The sequence below is a fragment of the Algoriphagus oliviformis genome, from assembly GCF_017254915.1.
Lineage (GTDB): Bacteria > Bacteroidota > Bacteroidia > Cytophagales > Cyclobacteriaceae > Algoriphagus > Algoriphagus oliviformis.
This window is the reverse complement of the sequence record NZ_JAFKCT010000003.1, coordinates 216,210-231,328: the sequence shown is the minus strand read 5'-3', so window position 1 is coordinate 231,328 and position 15,119 is coordinate 216,210. Positions and strand designations below refer to the sequence as shown.

At 52.4% G+C, this 15,119-nt stretch carries 17 protein-coding genes; 7 read left to right on the top strand and 10 right to left on the bottom strand.

Going from position 1 to position 15,119, the window contains the following annotated elements; genetic code table 11:
* Positions 1 to 55: 55 nt before the first annotated feature.
* The 8 genes from J0A68_RS09180 to J0A68_RS09145 all read right to left on the bottom strand — a co-directional run bounded on the left by J0A68_RS09180 (position 56) and on the right by J0A68_RS09145 (position 6,971).
* Complete coding sequence (locus J0A68_RS09180; RefSeq protein ID WP_206577911.1) at positions 56 to 1,753, bottom strand: amidohydrolase; 1,698 nt, start codon at positions 1,751 to 1,753, stop codon at positions 56 to 58.
* An 11-nt stretch (positions 1,754 to 1,764) separates the two neighbouring features.
* Positions 1,765 to 2,208 (bottom strand): YybH family protein, encoded by a 444-nt coding sequence (locus J0A68_RS09175; protein ID WP_206577910.1) that lies wholly within the window; start codon positions 2,206 to 2,208, stop codon positions 1,765 to 1,767.
* A gap of 120 nt (positions 2,209 to 2,328) precedes the next feature.
* On the bottom strand, positions 2,329 to 3,060 hold the full coding sequence (locus J0A68_RS09170) for a hypothetical protein (protein ID WP_206577909.1): 732 nt from the start codon (positions 3,058 to 3,060) through the stop codon (positions 2,329 to 2,331).
* Between the two features lie 183 nt (positions 3,061 to 3,243).
* The gene (locus J0A68_RS09165; protein WP_206577908.1) at positions 3,244 to 3,426 is read right to left on the bottom strand and encodes a hypothetical protein; all 183 of its coding nucleotides are present in this window, start codon (positions 3,424 to 3,426) and stop codon (positions 3,244 to 3,246) included.
* An 88-nt stretch (positions 3,427 to 3,514) separates the two neighbouring features.
* Positions 3,515 to 3,838 carry a 2Fe-2S iron-sulfur cluster-binding protein gene (locus J0A68_RS09160; RefSeq protein ID WP_206577907.1) on the bottom strand — a complete coding sequence of 108 codons (324 nt, stop codon included), beginning with the start codon at positions 3,836 to 3,838 and terminating at the stop codon, positions 3,515 to 3,517.
* Positions 3,839 to 3,853: 15 nt separating this feature from the next.
* Complete coding sequence (locus J0A68_RS09155; protein ID WP_206577906.1) at positions 3,854 to 4,870, bottom strand: NAD(P)/FAD-dependent oxidoreductase; 1,017 nt, start codon at positions 4,868 to 4,870, stop codon at positions 3,854 to 3,856.
* A 72-nt stretch (positions 4,871 to 4,942) separates the two neighbouring features.
* Positions 4,943 to 5,392, bottom strand: a complete 450-nt coding sequence (locus J0A68_RS09150) for a MarR family winged helix-turn-helix transcriptional regulator (RefSeq protein ID WP_206577905.1) — start codon at positions 5,390 to 5,392, stop codon at positions 4,943 to 4,945.
* A 172-nt stretch (positions 5,393 to 5,564) separates the two neighbouring features.
* Positions 5,565 to 6,971 carry an ATP-binding protein gene (locus J0A68_RS09145; protein ID WP_206577904.1) on the bottom strand — a complete coding sequence of 469 codons (1,407 nt, stop codon included), beginning with the start codon at positions 6,969 to 6,971 and terminating at the stop codon, positions 5,565 to 5,567.
* 232 nt (positions 6,972 to 7,203) lie between these two features.
* Here J0A68_RS09145 and J0A68_RS09140 point away from each other — a divergent pair, with 232 nt between their 5' ends.
* Together J0A68_RS09140 and J0A68_RS09135 are read left to right on the top strand one after the other, a co-directional pair.
* Positions 7,204 to 7,470 (top strand): hypothetical protein, encoded by a 267-nt coding sequence (locus J0A68_RS09140; RefSeq protein ID WP_206577903.1) that lies wholly within the window; start codon positions 7,204 to 7,206, stop codon positions 7,468 to 7,470.
* Positions 7,471 to 7,589: 119 nt separating this feature from the next.
* On the top strand, positions 7,590 to 8,696 hold the full coding sequence (locus J0A68_RS09135; protein ID WP_206577902.1) for a Gfo/Idh/MocA family protein: 1,107 nt from the start codon (positions 7,590 to 7,592) through the stop codon (positions 8,694 to 8,696).
* Between the two features lie 81 nt (positions 8,697 to 8,777).
* Here J0A68_RS09135 and J0A68_RS09130 read toward each other — a convergent pair whose 3' ends face one another.
* On the bottom strand, positions 8,778 to 9,548 hold the full coding sequence (locus J0A68_RS09130) for a hypothetical protein (RefSeq protein WP_236021435.1): 771 nt from the start codon (positions 9,546 to 9,548) through the stop codon (positions 8,778 to 8,780).
* A gap of 361 nt (positions 9,549 to 9,909) precedes the next feature.
* Here J0A68_RS09130 and J0A68_RS09125 point away from each other — a divergent pair, with 361 nt between their 5' ends.
* The gene (locus tag J0A68_RS09125) at positions 9,910 to 11,043 is read left to right on the top strand and encodes a serine hydrolase domain-containing protein (RefSeq protein ID WP_206577901.1); all 1,134 of its coding nucleotides are present in this window, start codon (positions 9,910 to 9,912) and stop codon (positions 11,041 to 11,043) included.
* Between the two features lie 16 nt (positions 11,044 to 11,059).
* Positions 11,060 to 11,512 (top strand): DUF4440 domain-containing protein, encoded by a 453-nt coding sequence (locus J0A68_RS09120; RefSeq protein ID WP_206577900.1) that lies wholly within the window; start codon positions 11,060 to 11,062, stop codon positions 11,510 to 11,512.
* A 15-nt stretch (positions 11,513 to 11,527) separates the two neighbouring features.
* Here J0A68_RS09120 and J0A68_RS09115 read toward each other — a convergent pair whose 3' ends face one another.
* Entirely contained in the window at positions 11,528 to 11,746 is a 219-nt protein-coding gene (locus J0A68_RS09115; protein WP_206577899.1) for a DUF3820 family protein, read from the bottom strand.
* Between the two features lie 103 nt (positions 11,747 to 11,849).
* Between J0A68_RS09115 and J0A68_RS09110 the strand changes: the two genes are divergently transcribed.
* The 3 genes from J0A68_RS09110 to J0A68_RS09100 all read left to right on the top strand — a co-directional run bounded on the left by J0A68_RS09110 (position 11,850) and on the right by J0A68_RS09100 (position 15,038).
* A complete protein-coding gene (locus J0A68_RS09110) occupies positions 11,850 to 12,878 on the top strand; it encodes an LLM class flavin-dependent oxidoreductase (protein ID WP_206577898.1) in 1,029 nt (342 codons plus the stop codon).
* Between the two features lie 372 nt (positions 12,879 to 13,250).
* Positions 13,251 to 13,853, top strand: a complete 603-nt coding sequence (locus J0A68_RS09105; RefSeq protein ID WP_206577897.1) for an RNA polymerase sigma factor — start codon at positions 13,251 to 13,253, stop codon at positions 13,851 to 13,853.
* Positions 13,854 to 13,946: 93 nt separating this feature from the next.
* Positions 13,947 to 15,038, top strand: coding sequence for a FecR family protein (locus tag J0A68_RS09100; protein ID WP_206577896.1), 1,092 nt, complete (start codon positions 13,947 to 13,949; stop codon positions 15,036 to 15,038).
* Positions 15,039 to 15,119: the final 81 nt, after the last annotated feature.

The following is a 15,119-nucleotide window of genomic DNA, read 5'->3' as shown; positions in this document are numbered from 1 at the left end:
TTTTTGGGTCTGGTGCTTTGCTGGGAAAATGCCAGTTTGGACGCTGGGGTAGCGGCTATTTTTCCTCCTTTCGAACAAACACTTTCTTCCCGTCCACGATAGTCATCTGCACCTGGGTTTCGTGGATTTTCTTGGGGTCTATGCTGAAAAGATCTTGGGAGAAAACCACCAGATCGGCCAAGTACCCCTCCTTGAGCATTCCTTTTTTGTCCTCTTCGAAGGAAGAGTAGGCTCCCATCGCCGTGTAGGCCCGCATAGCCTCAAAGACCGAGATTTTTTCAGCCGGTATCCAGCCCTCTTTAGGATAGCCGCTGGGATTCTGTCGGTTCGCAGCCACGTGGATTCCCCGGATGGGATTCAGGCTGATGCAGGCAGGCCAGTCAGAGCTGAAAACGAGAGGGGCATTTTGGTCAAGCAGAGATCGCCAGGCAAAGGAATACGGAAGGCGCTCTATGCCGACGGCATTGGACCATACGGTCGTGGTGCCAGGCTCGGCATGGATGGGCTCCATGCTTGGCAGGACGCCCAGCTGGGCAAATCTGGGGATGTCGGCCGGGTGGATGGTTTCGATGTGCTCGATACGATGCCGGGTCTCCTTGGAGCCGTTTTTTGCCTGCGCATTTTCATAGGCATTCAGGGCCTCCCTTACGCCTCGGTCCCCGATGGCGTGGGTATAGAGCCTAAGGCCCGCCGAGTCCAGCCTATTGACCAGCTCCTGATAGCGAGGAAGGGAAAAGTTCAGCTGTCCCAAGGCCAGAGGGTCGTCCGTCGCAATATCGGAATAGGGCTCCAGCATGGCTCCTGTGTGGCCCTCGATCACGCCGTCGATCATAAACTTGATGGCGTCGGCCCGAAGCCAAGGATTGGCGAGCCCGACGCTGTCTTTGAGAAAAATGAAACGGTGGAGCTGTTCGTCAGTAGTTTGTTCCTGGACAGAAAAGGCGGCCGCATAGCGAAGCGTAAGCTGTCCATTGTCGTGTAGTTTTTGGAAAAGGCGAAGGTCTGTTTCCGTGCCGTTGGCATTCTGCACGCTGGTGATCCCGAGTGAAGCGGCATAGGCGAGGCCTTTGCGAAGCGCATCGAGCTTGTCCTCAAAGGTCGGCTCTGGCACCAAGCTGCCCACGAGGTCCATCGCCCTTTCCTTGAGTGCGCCTGTGGGCTGGCCGTTTTGGTCTTTCACCAGTTCACCAAAGCCCGAAAACTGCGTCTCGGAGTTGATGCCAGCCAGCTCCAGCGCTTTGGGATTGGCATAGGCGCTGTGTCCGTCGTAGGCTTGGATCAGGAGCGGTCGGTCTATGTCCAGGGCTTTCATGGACTCATGGTCTGGGAGCCCTGCGGCAAAAAACGTGTATTGCCAGCCTCTTCCCGTGATCCATTCTTTGTCTGGGTTTTGGCGGATGTAGTCCAGCGTTTGGCTGAGCATTTTTTCCAGGGAAGTCGTGGAGGAGAGTTCCACCTGGTCTAGTCCCATGGAGCCGCTGAGAAAGTGGATGTGGGCGTCGTTGAAACCGGCGGTGACCAGCTTGCCCTGCAGATCGATGACTTCCGTGTCCGGACCGGCAAGCGACAGGATGGAGCGGGTGTCGCCCGTTTGCAGGATGAGGTTTTCCCGGATGGCGATGGCCTCGACAAAGCTGGAGTCCGTCTCCCCGGTCCAGATCTTTCCGTTGCTCAGGATCAGCGTGGGAGCCTCGGAGTCTGGACGGCAGGAGAAAAGGGCAAAGGCCAGGAGAAGGACGAGGAAGGCTTTCACGGGCATGGTGTTTAGGTGCCCGTTGGGTTCATGTTGCGGATGGCGGAGATTTTCCAGCGGTCTTTGTCGAAGACCAGCGTGAAGCTGCTCCACATGTTTCGGACAGTCTCTCCGGACTTGATGAGGTAGCGACAGTCGACCAGGGCGATTTCGTCGCTGAGGAATTTGATTTTTTCCACCTCCAAAGTTCTGGTGCCGGGGTTGGCGGTGCTGCTCTGCATCATGCCCTGGATGGCTGCGCGGAGGCCGTTTCTCCATTCCCCGCTGGAGACCAGCTGGTCAATGTCCTCGGTGAGGATTTCCTTGAGCAGGATGGTGTCGCGGGTTTCCCTGGCTTTGGAGTAGTCGCTGATGAGTTGGTTGATCTTTGGAACTTCCTCCCGCTCGGCGCGGCTGACTTGGCAAAAGGCGAGTGTGGGAAGCAGGGCGAGTAAAACGAGAAGAAGGAATTTCATGATGGAAGCTACTAAAAATGAATTGCTTTCCGTATTGTTTTACTTCCAAATCTCCCCCTTTGCATTGTGCTGCCCTATGTAGAAAAGGGGCTGTAAATGTAAATTAGGCGGTTCGAGCATTTATAGGTAAGTATATTTCGTTACCTGTTTTCCTTTCCAGAATTCTTTTTCCAAAATGATCAAAAATCTAAAAATGTTGGGGTCGAAATTGTCGTAAAGAGAATAGAAATGCCAGTCCGATTTTTTGATCAAAGAGGTTACTTTTTCGTCAGTTCTGTTTCCAAAGCCGTCGAGGACTTTAACTTCTGCATAGAAATTTAGACGATCATAGGCAACCTCGTAAATCGCGAAATTCTTTTCAGGAATGTCGATTTCCCATCCCCAGGATTGGTTGAAAAACAAATTGTTTGTTTCAAACCAGAAATCTTGTACATACTCCAGATCAAAAGATTTTAATTTTTTGAGGATTTGAACCTCTATTGATCTGTGCTTTAGGTAAGGTGAGAAGTTTCCCGAGCATTCATGAATTGAAAAATTTCCGAGATGGTCTATACGTGAAAAAATAACCAATTCTTCGCCTCCATTCGGTTGAAGATGAAATGGACAGAGTTCATCATTGTCAATCCAAATTGTCTTCAAATCCGGTCCTTTGTATTTCTCAATTACCTCAATTTCAACTGCGTAGTAAGGGTTCCCTTTGCTTGCCATGAAAGCTCTTTTAAATTTCACATGGGCCACGAAATCTGATGCTCTAAAATCTTCGGAAAAGCTTGATCCGCAACTGCAGGCAATCAAGTTTGAAATGGGAATTAAAAAGGCGAAAAGACTTAACAATGATAATTTGAACCTCATCGTGGTGTATCCTTGAATTGGGATTAATGTTTTTCTAGAGTATAAAAAATGCCTTTTCACTACTTCTCTTGTTGAGAATTCATCTAAAAGATGCGGGACACCTATAACTTCGCTTGCCCTTTGAGTTGTTCATTTTGTATTCATAGATGTCCAAAAGGTCGTTTTTGGCGGATTTCAACCAAATTACCTGAACCATTCCTGCATTTCCTTTTTTAGGTCTTCTTCAGAAATGTTCTGGCCATCTTTTGACTCTGCAATCCGCTTTTCGAGCTTGTCGATGAGTATGAGCCGCTCTACAAGATCTTCGATGGCAATTTCTTCGGGGAACTTCTGGATTTGTTTGATCAATTCGGCCTTGGAAATCATGCTGCTGTAGTTTTTTGTAAAATACCTATTTTCAAAAAGAAAAACCACCCGTTCCCAGGTGGTTCAACTTCAAATCTCGAATCTCAAATCAGACTACGTCTTCGCCTCTGAGTTTGATGATGGCTCCCTCCAGTATTTCGCTGACGCGGATTTGGCAGGAGAGGCGTGAGGTCGGATAGTATTCAGGAAGGTTTTCCAGCTGGTCCAGTTCGGGGTCAGTGGCGTCACCCAGTCCGTCTTTTCCCTCCAGTACCTCGATGTGGCAGGTGCCGCAGAGCGCCATGCCGCCGCAGGTGGCCAGTACCGGGTACTCGGATGCCTTCAGGATTTCCATGAGGTTAAACCCCATGTCTACGGGCGCTTCGACTTCCTGGCGATTGCCGTCGTGATCTTCTACAGTGAATGTTACCATGGCGCAAAGATAGGATTAGAAGGAGTTAACTCCGTTGACGGTGGTGTATTTGAAGCTGAGTTTTTGGTCTGGGTACACGTATTTGAAGGCGGAGTGCATCATGATCGCCGCCTCGTGGAATCCGCAGAGGATCAGCTTCAGCTTACCCGGATAGGTGTTGATGTCACCGATGGCGTAGATGCGCTCGACTCCGGTGGAGTAGTCGCGGGTGTCTACCTCGATGGCGTTTTTGTCGATGGTCAGTCCCCAGTCGGCGATAGGGCCGAGTTTTGGGCTGAGCCCAAATAGCGGGATCAGGTAGTCCGCTTCGATGTTCATGTCCTGCTTGGCTTTGTCCTCAAGGACCACTTTTTCCAGCTTTCCGTTTCCGTTGACCTGCTTCAGGTTGGCGGAGAGGATCAGGTCGATCTTGCCGACGTTTGCCAAGTCAAACACCTTGGAGGCGGAGTCTGGAGCACCGCGGAAGGTCTCGTTGCGGTGTACCAAAGTCACCTTTTTGGCCACTTTGGAAAGGAAAATAGTCCAGTCCAGCGCAGAGTCGCCACCACCTGCGATCACGACGTTCTTGTCTCGGAAGGTTTCCGGGTTTTTCACCATGTAGTGGATTCCTTTGCCTTCGTAGATTTCGAGGTTTTCGATCACGGGTTTTCTGGGCTCGAAGCAACCCAAACCGCCAGCGATCACCACTACCTGCGCATGTACGTGCGTCTTGTCGCTTGTGGTGATGACGTAGCTGCCATCCGTCTGCTTGTCCAAGTGGTCCACACGCTCACCCAAGGTGAAGGTAGGCTGGAAAGGCTTGGCCTGCTCCATCAGGTTGTCCACCAAAACCTGGGCATTCACCTCCGGATATCCTGGGATGTCGTAGATCGGCTTTTGGGGATAGATCTCCGAAAGCTGACCCCCCACCTGTGGCAGGGCATCTATCAGGTGGCAGCGCATCTTGAGCAGTCCAGCTTCGAAGATGGCGAAAAGTCCTACGGGTCCTGCTCCGATGATGCAGATGTCGGTGTGGATGGTGTTTGTATTCATGGCTTTGGGAGTTTAAACTCCGTTAGATTCCAAAATGTTCGTACAAATATAATTAGTATGCTAAATACTTTTTCAAGTTTCGATCACCTGTCCGTCCAGATTTTGGTAGATCGTGTTGAGGATTCGCTTGAATTCGTCAAAATCCCTCTCGTTCAGGTTTTCCCAGGCTTTCTCCCGGATTTCCAGGATTTTGGGGCGTAGCTCATTGACCTTGGCCAGGCCCGATTCGGTGAGGTGGAGCTGGAAGCTTCTCCTGTCCTGGGGATGCGGCACCCGGTCCACGTAGCCCTTTTTGCAGAGCAGATCGATGATCCGGGTGAGGGTGGGGTTGTCCTTGAAGACCAGGCCCGCCAGCTCGGTTTGGCTCAGCAGTTCGTTTTCCGAAAGGTTTTTCAACACAAGCCATTGGTCGACGGTCACGTCAAACTCTCCCGTCTTGAACTGCTGCTGGGCATATTGCTTCACTTTTCTGGCCGTACGGTCAAGAAGAAAGGAGTACCGCGCAAATAGTTCTTGTGTCATACCAATAGTTAGTGTGACAAATATATGCAAAGAAAGGCAATCTCAAAGCTTAAAGCCTACAAAAATTATAGGGAAAGTTGATTTTGGGTTTGCCGTTTCTGCAAGCTGTTGGAAATGAGGCTGGTTTTGGTCTTTTTTTCTTCTCGGAAAATATCCCAAAAACTGAAAAAAATCAGCTCAGGGGAAGCTGTATTTCAAAGGTTGTCTCTCCGGGTCGGGAGTCCAGGCTGATTGCCCCGCCATGCCTCTCCACGATTTGCCGGATCAGATCCAGGCCCATGCCGGTGCCGACTCCTGCGGCTTTGGTGGTGAAGAAAGGCTGGAAAATCCGGGACTGGAGTTCGCTCGGGATGCCGGGGCCATTGTCGGAGATTTTCACGGCTGTATGTGCCTTGCCTTGCAGGATCTCGATTCGTAGGCGGGGGGAGGGACTTTTTTCTATGGCGTCGAGTGCGTTGACGATCAGGTTAGTCCATACCTGGCTGAGCTCGCCGGCGATCCCCTCGACCAGAGCCGGAGAGTCCGGGTGGGAGAGGGCCACCTCGACGCCGGATGCTTTGATGCGGTGCTGGAGCAGCGCCAGCGAGTCTTCTATCCCAGAGAGCAGGTCGAGTTTGGTGCGGACAGGTGCTCTGTCGAAGTGGGAGAAGGTCTTGACTCTCCGGATCAGCCCCGACACCCGCGAGACGGCCCGGTCAATATTGGAAGCCAGTGCCCGCGCCTGCAGGATGCAAGCCAAGACGTCCAGCCAGGAGTCCAGTTTGTCCCGGTCTATTTTTTCGACCCATTGCCTCATTTCCTCTGGATCTATGCTATGATCGGTAAAGGCCTCTGCCGCGTCTTCGCTTGTTTTTGCTCCCCAGTCGGCGAGTTGTCTGCTCCAGGTCTTTTCCGTTTTTTGGATTTCGGAGGCGGTCATGGAGGATGGTCTGGCGGACTGGCTCCAGCGCGCGATCGCTTCCTCCAGCTTTGTTTTCTCTCCTTCGCCCAAGTCAGCCTCGATTACCAATAGTTTGACCAGATTGTCTTTCAACAGGATTCTTCCCAGCTCGGCATTGTCGCGCTGGATGGCGGTGATGGGGTGGTTGAGTTCGTGGGTCAGCCCCGCGGTCAGTTTGCCGAGGGTAGCCATTTTGTCGGCAAGCAGGGAGTTTGGGGAAAAAGTCCGGCTTCGGGTCACCATCAGCTGCACCAAGGCCTCGGTCAGCTGTGGACATTGTGAGGTCAGGCTAGGGAACAGGCTTCGGGGAAAAGCCAGCAGCTTTGCCGCAGAAGAGGCTTGCAGCCTTGGTGGGGTGGAATCTTCTTTGGAAAAGGGAAGGCGTCCCAAAATGTCCCCTTTTCCGTAGTTTTTTAAGCTTTTGTAGTTTCCGGCAGCGGCTTCAGCCTCCTCCAAAGTTCCGTCCAACACGAAAATCAGGTGGTCATTTGGCGAAAACGACTCGGGTAGCGCTTGTCCTATTTCCAGTTTGCCGCTCTGGGAATTTTCAAGCAGCCAATTCAATTCCTCATCTGGTACGTCCCGCAAATCTGGGTTTTCCCGAAGCACCCCAAAATCTCTTTTCACTTCACTACCCATAAAGAATCGTATCGGTTTTAAAATAGTCCCGCACTTAAAAATGCGCTTTTCATCACTCAATAAAAGTCGTTCAAATTAACAAAAAACTCTTTTACAATCTCGCTTTGGTATCACTATAATCTTTCTAAATATGCCAATCGTGAGATAGTTTACCTTCTCTATTAGGTTAGTATTTGGGTTTTGATTTTCGGTGTTGGTTCTTAATTTTACCCCGATCACCCGACCCTAAGAAATGAAGTGGAATACCATAATAGACAAGGCCTTAGAGGTTTTGCGAAGCTCTGACCGCGGCTATGTGCTGATGGACATGTACAACAATATCCTGACGCCCGAAGAAGCCGCATTCAACAAGGTCAGCGTCACCCCTTACAACGCGATGACCTTCATCCAGACGCAGTTTTCGGCCATGGGGCTGGATATTTCTGACAAGCACGTTCGGATCAAGCTGATTGCGCTGCTGGAGGAGTTTGAGAGGCTGCAGAAGGAGCGGGTCAAGTAGCTTGCCCCAAATCAGGTTTTTTCTAGATGATTTGATGGGAAAGATAGACTTAAGCGGTCCCTCGCCAATCCCTTTTTCGAAAAGTCCAAAAATCCGGACATTCTGGTTTAATTTCCAGAATGAAAAAAGCTACCCTGTTTTTGTTTTTACTGATCGGCATGCTGCCGGTCTCGTTTTCCCAAGCACAAGTCTTGAAGATCGGCGTGGCCGGACTGCACCATGGCCATGTGGGCTGGGTGCTGGAGGCCCACAAACGGCCGGATTTGGAGATAGTGGGCATTGCCGAGCCCAATCGGGCCTTGGCCGAGCGCTATGCTCGACAGCATGGCTTGTCCATGGACATCGTCTTTGACACTGTGGAAGAAATGGTCGAAAAGACCAACCCCGAGGCGGTGACCGGCTTTGGGGCGACGTTTCACCATTTGGAGATCGTGAAGGCCTGTGCGCCCAGGGGCATCCACGTGATGGTGGAAAAGCCTTTGGCAGTCAGCCTAGCCCATGCCACCGAGATGGCCGGCCTCGCGAAAAAGCACGGAATACACCTCCTGACCAACTACGAGACCAGCTGGTACGCCAGCAACGAGAAAGCCAAAGCGCTACTCCAATCCGGAAAGGTGGGCGAGGCCCGAAAGATCGTCGTCAGGGACGGACACCGCGGCCCAAAGAAGATTGGCGTGGGCCCGGAATTCCTGGATTGGCTCACCGATCCGGAACTCAACGGAGCCGGGGCGCTGATGGACTTTGGCTGCTATGGGGCAAATCTGAGCACTTGGCTCCTGGAGGGGCAGCGGCCCATCTCCGTCACCGCGGTCACCCAGCAGCTGAATCAGGGAGACAATCCCAAGGTGGACGACGAAGCGACGATCATCTTGGCTTATCCCAATTCCCAGACTATTATTGAAGCCTCCTGGAACTGGCCCATAGGCCGGAAGGATATGGAGGTTTACGGGCTCACGGGGGCGATTTTTGCCGATGACGGTAGCCACCTTAGGGTGAGAATGGCAGAGGGGTACAGTGGGTTTTCGGAGGAAAAAATAGAGCTGCCCGACAGGGCGCAGCCTTTTGACGATCCCTTTTCCGTGTTGATCGCCGTGGTAAGAGGGGAGACAAAGCTCGATCCTTTTGACCCCTACTCGCTGGAAAACAACCTGGTGGTGATGGAGATTCTCCAAGCGGCAAAGGAAAGCGCCGAAAACGGCAAAACTGTCTTTTTGCCAAGCAGATAGAACTGGACGCCCGGTTTTACCCTGGGCTGTAAAGCAAAAAGGGCCGAATTCGTTCGGCCCTTTCTTTTTGGATTGGATTGCTTAGCGCTTGTTGAGGCTGACAGCAGTTTCCAGGTTGCTTTCGATCTTGGCGAGGATGGCCGCATTGCCATCTGGGCTGTTGGGGCCGATCTCGATCCGTCCGTCGCCGTTTGCGTCAAGTGCCGTGCCCATGTTTACTCCGGCAAACAGTTTGTCCAGTTCAAACTGCAGCACCATCTCCGTGTTTTCGCTCACGTCCACTCCCGTGGAGCTTTTTGAGCTGGCACGGATGCTTTTTTCGCTCTCTGTCCAGACCTGCGCCAGCTTGCCGTTGATTTCCCCGGTGATCAGCAGGGATTTTTGGTACATCGGGTCGTTGGCATTTGATTCGGTTGATTTGTAGAGCTTGAAGGCCACCTCGGTGTAGTTTCCTTCCGGTGTGCCTCCCTCTCCGATGACGCCAAATTTGCTCTCGCCGTTAGAAATCAGCACCACAGACTTTTTGGAAGAGGAAGAGCTCTGAAGGCCGGCGTTCACGGCAGACTTCAGCTGCAGGTCTCCCAGACTGATGCCGGCTGTCAAGTCCGCCTCGGCGTAGTATTTCATGTCCACGTCTTGCGTACCGACGGAAAACTGGCTGACCGCAAAGCCGCTTACTTCCACCCGAGCGCTGGAAGACGAAGAGGATCCTGACTCTACCGCTACCGCACTGAGTTTCGCCTGGGTTTGGGGATCGGTAGGCATGCCGTCGTCGTCTTTGGAGCAAGAGGCGATTCCTAGTAGAAGTGGAGCTGCAAGCGCTACCCATAGATTGGATTTGGATTTTACCATCATTGTAGATTAGTGTTTGGTTTCCCCCTCGATTCCAATGAAGGTGCCAATCGGCGCTTGCCAGGCACTGGGGTTTGTTTTTGCGTTCGGATGCCTGTGGAAAAGGAAGGGAAAGGGTAAAAGCCTTTTCCGACGATCACGCTAGCTTTCAGCGGGGTTAGACACTTTTTTGTCAAAAAATCTCCAATGAGGCCTGCCCAAAGCGATAGCCAACCGCTGCGCTAAATGGGAGTGCCGGCTTTTGCTGCTGGTCTGTTGCCCTTCGGGACAAACTGTTGAATGGATGCCCATCAGAGGCTACACTGCTTGTGTTGGGCGAGTTGGGCTGGTATTTAGGACAAAATGCCGTAATTTCCCCAATATGAAGAAAATGCTGCTTACCTCTCTTCTGTGCATTGCCGTGGCCGCAGCGGGCCTCTGTCAGGACAGATTCCAGTCTCGGATAGAAGCCCTGATGGACGCTAGGCCCGTGATGGGGCTTTCCGTAGCGGTGGTGAAGGACGGGGAGCTGGTCTATCAGAAGGCCTTTGGCTGGAAAGAGGAGGGCGTCGAGCAGCTCGAGAGCTCGGATATCTTTCGCATCGCTTCGATCTCCAAGTCCTTTTCGGCGACTTCGGTGATGCAGCTGGTCGAAAGCAAGGCCTTGGGTTTGGATGACGATGTCAGCGGGCTAATGGGCTTCGAAGTGAGAAACCCCAAGTTTCCCGACCGGGTGATCACCCTGCGCATGCTGCTTTCCCATACCTCCAGCATAAGCGACTCCGAGGGATACTTTACCCTCGATGCGATCAATCCATCCAAAAATCCGAATTGGCAAAAGGCCTACAATGACTACGCTCCCGGAGAAGGCTATCAATACTGCAATCTCGCCTACAACATGACCGGGGCCATCATCGAGAAGTATTCGGGAGAACGTTTTGACCAGTATGTGCGCGGGCATGTCTTGGCACCGCTGGGGCTGTATGGAGGCTACAACGTCAACGAGCTCGATGCCATGAGTTTTGCCTCGATCTATGTCTATGATCCTGATTCTGCCAAATTCACCCTTTCTCCCGCCGCCTATGCGCCACGGATCGAGGAGATCGCAAACTACCAGTTTGGATACAGCACGCCTATTTTTTCACCGACCGGTGGCATGAAGATCTCCGCACCTGACCTGGCGAGGTACATGATCATGCACATGAACTATGGGAAGGGAGAAACGGCCAGAATCATCAGTAAAAAGAACGCGCAGACCATGCAGACGCCTATTTCCCCGGAGGAAAGTTACGGCCTAGCGCTTTGGAAAACGGACAAGCTGATCGCCGGACGAGAGCTCGTTGGCCATACGGGCTCGGCCTATGGCCTGTTCAGTGCGATGTTTTTTGACCCGAAGGAAAAATTTGGCGTCGTCGTGATCAGCAACGGCTGCGACCCGACCTATGAAAATGGCTTCAACGCCGTGATCCGCCAGACGGTGAATATCCTGTACGAAGAATTGATCAAACCTAACTAAAACCGGTCCTCCCACTATGCTTAAGCAAGGCCTTCTGTTTCTGTTTTTCGGTATATCCCTCTTTGCCCAAGCCCAGCAGCAAACCGACGAGGAGCAAGTCCAACAGCTGATCCAGGGTTCCTTTGACGTGCTTTTTTCCGGCTTCGAAGCTGATCGGGTAGGGGAGTTTTACACCGAGGATTTCATCCTGCTGGAAGATGGGGAGGTATGGGACATGCCGAAGATTCTGGACTATTTCGTCAAGGCAAGGCAAAATACCAACCCCACGACGCGGGTAAACCGCTTTGAGTTTATCAAGACAAGCATCTCGGGCAATCGGGCCTGGATCGCCTATCACAACTTTGCGACGATCAGCCGAGGGGCCGAGGTGGTCCGGGAAGTGGAGTGGCTGGAGAGCGCCACTGCCGTGAAGACGGCCGAAGGATGGAGGCTGGATATGTTGCATTCCACCAGGCAGGAAAGCAAATGAACTGCGAAAGGAACGCTACCTGTAATTTCTTTTGAGTTCGGCCAGGATTCCCTCCAGTCCGTTGAGTTTGATCTCGTACAGCGTGTGGAGCCACATGCCGAGCTTGCCTTCGGGAAAGCCTTTTCCTTTCATCCAAACCAGGTAGTGCTCAGGCACATCGCAGAGCAGCCAGCCTTTGTACTTGCCAAAGGGCATTTTTTTGGTCACCAGATCGATGAGAATTTGTTGGTCCATGGGGTAAAAGTATGTGTTTTAGGCATTGCCAGCGATGGTGTGGGAAATGAATCTTTTGGGTATCCTTTGGGTTTTGTTTTCAAAAAAAAAGAAAGGAAAATCGATGGAAATCGGAATAGACAGTTTTGCCGCTTTTGTCACGGATCGGGATGGAAACCCCGTTGGAACGGCTGAAAACGCCATGCAGGAGCTCCTGGAGCGGATCAAGCTGGCAGACGAAAAGGGGCTGGACGTGTTCTCTATCGGGGAGCATCACCGCAAGGAATTTCTCGACTCGGCGACTTCAGTCATTTTGGCCGCCGCCGCTGGGATGACCCAAAACATCCGGCTGAGCAGTGCGGTCACCGTGCTGAGCGCGGCGGATCCGGTCCGCGTCTTCCAACAGTTTGCTACGCTGGATCTGGTGTCCAAGGGGCGAGCGGAAATGGTGGTCGGTCGGGGTTCTTTCACGGAGGCCTTCCCGCTTTTCGGGCTTAGGCTGGAAGACTACGATAAGCTTTTTGCCGAAAAGCTGGGGCTGCTGCTCCAAATCAACGAACAGGAGACTGTCACCTGGTCCGGCAAGTTTCGTCCGGCGCTGGACAAGCAGCCCATCTATCCGCGTCCGGTACAGAAGACGTTGCCGATCTGGCTCGGAGTCGGCGGCACACCGGGCTCGTTTGTCCGGGCGGGTTCGCTGGGACTGCCCCTGATGGTCGCCGTGATCGGTGGCGAGACGCATCGCTTCCGGTCCTTGGTGGATCTTTATCGGGAAGCGGGGGACAAGGCCGGTTTTTCCCAAGACCAGCTCAAAGTCGGACTTCACTCCCTTGGCTACGTGGGCCGATCCCATGAGGAGGCCGTGGAGGCGTACTATCCAGGCTATGCGGAGACCTTCACCCGGATCGGCCGAGAGCGGGGATGGCCGCCGGTGACTCGTGGACATTTCGAGGCCCAAAATGCCAAACGGGGCGCTTACCTCATCGGCGAGCCGGAGGAAGTGGCTGAAAAGATCCTTCGCCACAGCGAGTCGCTGGGAGGGATCGACCGCTTTACCTTCCAGATGGACAATGCCGGGCTAAGCCACCAGCAGCTTTCGGACAGCATCGCACTGATCGGGGAGGAAGTGATTCCCATGGTGAAAAAAGGCTAGGTCAAGGATTCTCATAAGTCATCAGGCACAGGCTAGCAAGCTTGTGCCTTTTTTTGGCTATCAAAAAGGTGATGCGTCTGCGGAAAACATGCTCGCTTTTGAAGGCTGTATTCCTGAAATGGAGGGGCTTAGCCTCGACGGAGGGGTGCTCTGTAGCCGATGCGGATCAAAGGAAGGTTTGCCGTTCATATAAAAAATGGCCTCGCAAGATCGCTGCGTTTATGGTCGAGAAAGGCCGTTGGGGGAGTCGAATCGGGGAAAGGTGATTTTAAGTGGCCGCCCGGCGTAGTCGCAGCTATGATAGATGTTTTGAAAATTTTTCGATTATGTTTTGCTTACGGCTGAATCCAATTAACTAACCCAATTATCATAATGAACCCAAAACTCCAAGTCGCCGAGGAGGAGTCTGCCTATTGGCTGCGCTTGAAAGATGGCGATCAGTCTGCACTTCGGTTTTTTTATGAGCTCTATGTCGACGAACTTTTTGGCTTTGGGATGACCCTGACTGGCAGTGAAAGCCAAGTAAAGGACGCTGTTCAGGATGTTTTTTTGGAACTTTGGAGGTATCATTCCAGTGTGAATTCTTCGGTAAACGTGAAGTTTTACCTGTACAAGTGCTTGGCAAACCGTATTTTCAGGGAAGGTCGGGAGAGTAAAAAGAGCGAAGCCGTCCACCAAAAGTACATGGAAGAACATGGCGCAATCGTGGAAAGTGCCGAGTCCAAGCTTGCCAATTTCCAGGTGGAAGCGCACTTGAAAGTGAAGCTGAGCGAGGCAATCGAGGATCTGCCCAAACGGCAAAAGGCGGTGATCGACTGCCTCTACTTTCAGGATTTTTCCTACGAGGAGACCTCCCAAATCATGAACATCAACCTCCGGTCTACCTATACCCTGGCTTGGAAGGCGGTTTCGAACCTCAAGAAGCATCTGCTGAAAGTGGTCAACTTGCTGGTGTTCTGGGTTTTTGTAGGCTAGTGCTCCGACCTGCTGACTTTTTTCTTAAAAAATCTGAAAAAATAAAGGATAACTTTTTGCCCGGATGCTCTCTTAAAGAAGAACACAGCACCTATGAGCAAAGCCGAGTATTCTGTTGAGGACTTTATCCTAGACCCTGAATTCAGGGGATGGATATTGGACAATAGCAAGGAGGGAAAAGCCTATTGGGAGAATTTTTTGAAAGAGCATCCCGAGAAAATCGCCGACATCATGTTGGCGCGCAAGTTTTTGATCCACCTGTCCAAGAAGAAGTCTGGGCTGGCCAGCACGGCAAAAGAGGAGATCTGGACGGCTATCGCCGGCAAAATCGAGTCAGAATCCCAGTCCGAAAGGGAGCCCAAGATTATCAGTTTGGATTCCTGGGCGGCCATCCAGCAGCACAACCAAGAAGCGGCCAAAAAGAAAAGAACCGCCTGGCGCAGAAAGGCCGCGGCAGTCCTCGCTTTGGTGGGGACATTGGGCTATTTCTTGGCCAAGACCCTCACCGCGACCCAGGAGCAGGCCGCTCCGGTGCTGGCGGAGACGGAAGTGCTGCAGGCTCCCCTTGGCGTCAAGTCCACGATCACGCTGGAGGACGGCTCTGTGGTCTTTCTGAACTCGGGGAGCAAGATCAGCTACACCAAAGGTTTTACGGATTCCCTGCGCCTGTTGACCCTGGAAGGGGAGGCGTACTTTGAGGTGGCGCACGATCCTTCGCGGCCTTTTATCGTGAAGACAGGCTCGGTCTCCACCAGAGCCCTGGGCACGGAGTTCAATGTCTTTTCTTTCCCGGGTGAGGATGTTTCCATTTCGTTGGTGAAAGGGGAGGTCTTGGTGAGTCGCGAGGACGCGGACCTAGCGCAGCGCCTGGCTCCTGGAGAAGGTATTCTGACTTCGCTGGAAAGCGGAAAGTGGGAAAAGACGGAGTTTGACGCGGAGAGGGCCCTCGCTTGGATGAACAAGACCTTGATTTTTGACCAAACCCACTTTGGCGCAGCCAGCAAAAAACTGGAAGCCTGGTTTGGGGTGGAGGTCCTTTTTGAAAACAAAGTCCCACAAAGCCTCCATGTGTCGGGCAGGTTTGTGGACGAGAGTCTCGAAAACATCCTGGAAGGGCTCAGCTATTCTTCCCGCTTCAAGTATCGCATCGAAGGCAAAAAAGTATATATCCAATTTAACCCTTAACCCAAAAGCCCATGCAACAAACCCACGAAAAGTAAAAGGCCGAAGGTGATGGATCACCCCGGCCAGTTGCGGTTTTGATCG

What these genes read in the sequence shown, in the direction of transcription:
- J0A68_RS09105 (WP_206577897.1), top strand. Translation starts at nt 13,251, where the DNA reads ATGAACCCAAAACTCCAAGTCGCCGAGGAGGAGTCTGCCTATTGGCTG.
- J0A68_RS09120 (WP_206577900.1), top strand. Translation starts at nt 11,060, where the DNA reads ATGCTTAAGCAAGGCCTTCTGTTTCTGTTTTTCGGTATATCCCTCTTT.
- J0A68_RS09110 (WP_206577898.1), top strand. Translation starts at nt 11,850, where the DNA reads ATGGAAATCGGAATAGACAGTTTTGCCGCTTTTGTCACGGATCGGGAT.
- J0A68_RS09170 (WP_206577909.1), bottom strand. Translation starts at nt 3,060, where the DNA reads ATGAGGTTCAAATTATCATTGTTAAGTCTTTTCGCCTTTTTAATTCCC.
- J0A68_RS09130 (WP_236021435.1), bottom strand. Translation starts at nt 9,548, where the DNA reads ATGGTAAAATCCAAATCCAATCTATGGGTAGCGCTTGCAGCTCCACTT.
- J0A68_RS09175 (WP_206577910.1), bottom strand. Translation starts at nt 2,208, where the DNA reads ATGAAATTCCTTCTTCTCGTTTTACTCGCCCTGCTTCCCACACTCGCC.
- J0A68_RS09155 (WP_206577906.1), bottom strand. Translation starts at nt 4,870, where the DNA reads ATGAATACAAACACCATCCACACCGACATCTGCATCATCGGAGCAGGA.
- J0A68_RS09125 (WP_206577901.1), top strand. Translation starts at nt 9,910, where the DNA reads ATGAAGAAAATGCTGCTTACCTCTCTTCTGTGCATTGCCGTGGCCGCA.
- J0A68_RS09145 (WP_206577904.1), bottom strand. Translation starts at nt 6,971, where the DNA reads ATGGGTAGTGAAGTGAAAAGAGATTTTGGGGTGCTTCGGGAAAACCCA.
- J0A68_RS09135 (WP_206577902.1), top strand. Translation starts at nt 7,590, where the DNA reads ATGAAAAAAGCTACCCTGTTTTTGTTTTTACTGATCGGCATGCTGCCG.
- J0A68_RS09115 (WP_206577899.1), bottom strand. Translation starts at nt 11,746, where the DNA reads ATGGACCAACAAATTCTCATCGATCTGGTGACCAAAAAAATGCCCTTT.
- J0A68_RS09165 (WP_206577908.1), bottom strand. Translation starts at nt 3,426, where the DNA reads ATGATTTCCAAGGCCGAATTGATCAAACAAATCCAGAAGTTCCCCGAA.
- J0A68_RS09100 (WP_206577896.1), top strand. Translation starts at nt 13,947, where the DNA reads ATGAGCAAAGCCGAGTATTCTGTTGAGGACTTTATCCTAGACCCTGAA.
- J0A68_RS09150 (WP_206577905.1), bottom strand. Translation starts at nt 5,392, where the DNA reads ATGACACAAGAACTATTTGCGCGGTACTCCTTTCTTCTTGACCGTACG.
- J0A68_RS09140 (WP_206577903.1), top strand. Translation starts at nt 7,204, where the DNA reads ATGAAGTGGAATACCATAATAGACAAGGCCTTAGAGGTTTTGCGAAGC.
- J0A68_RS09160 (WP_206577907.1), bottom strand. Translation starts at nt 3,838, where the DNA reads ATGGTAACATTCACTGTAGAAGATCACGACGGCAATCGCCAGGAAGTC.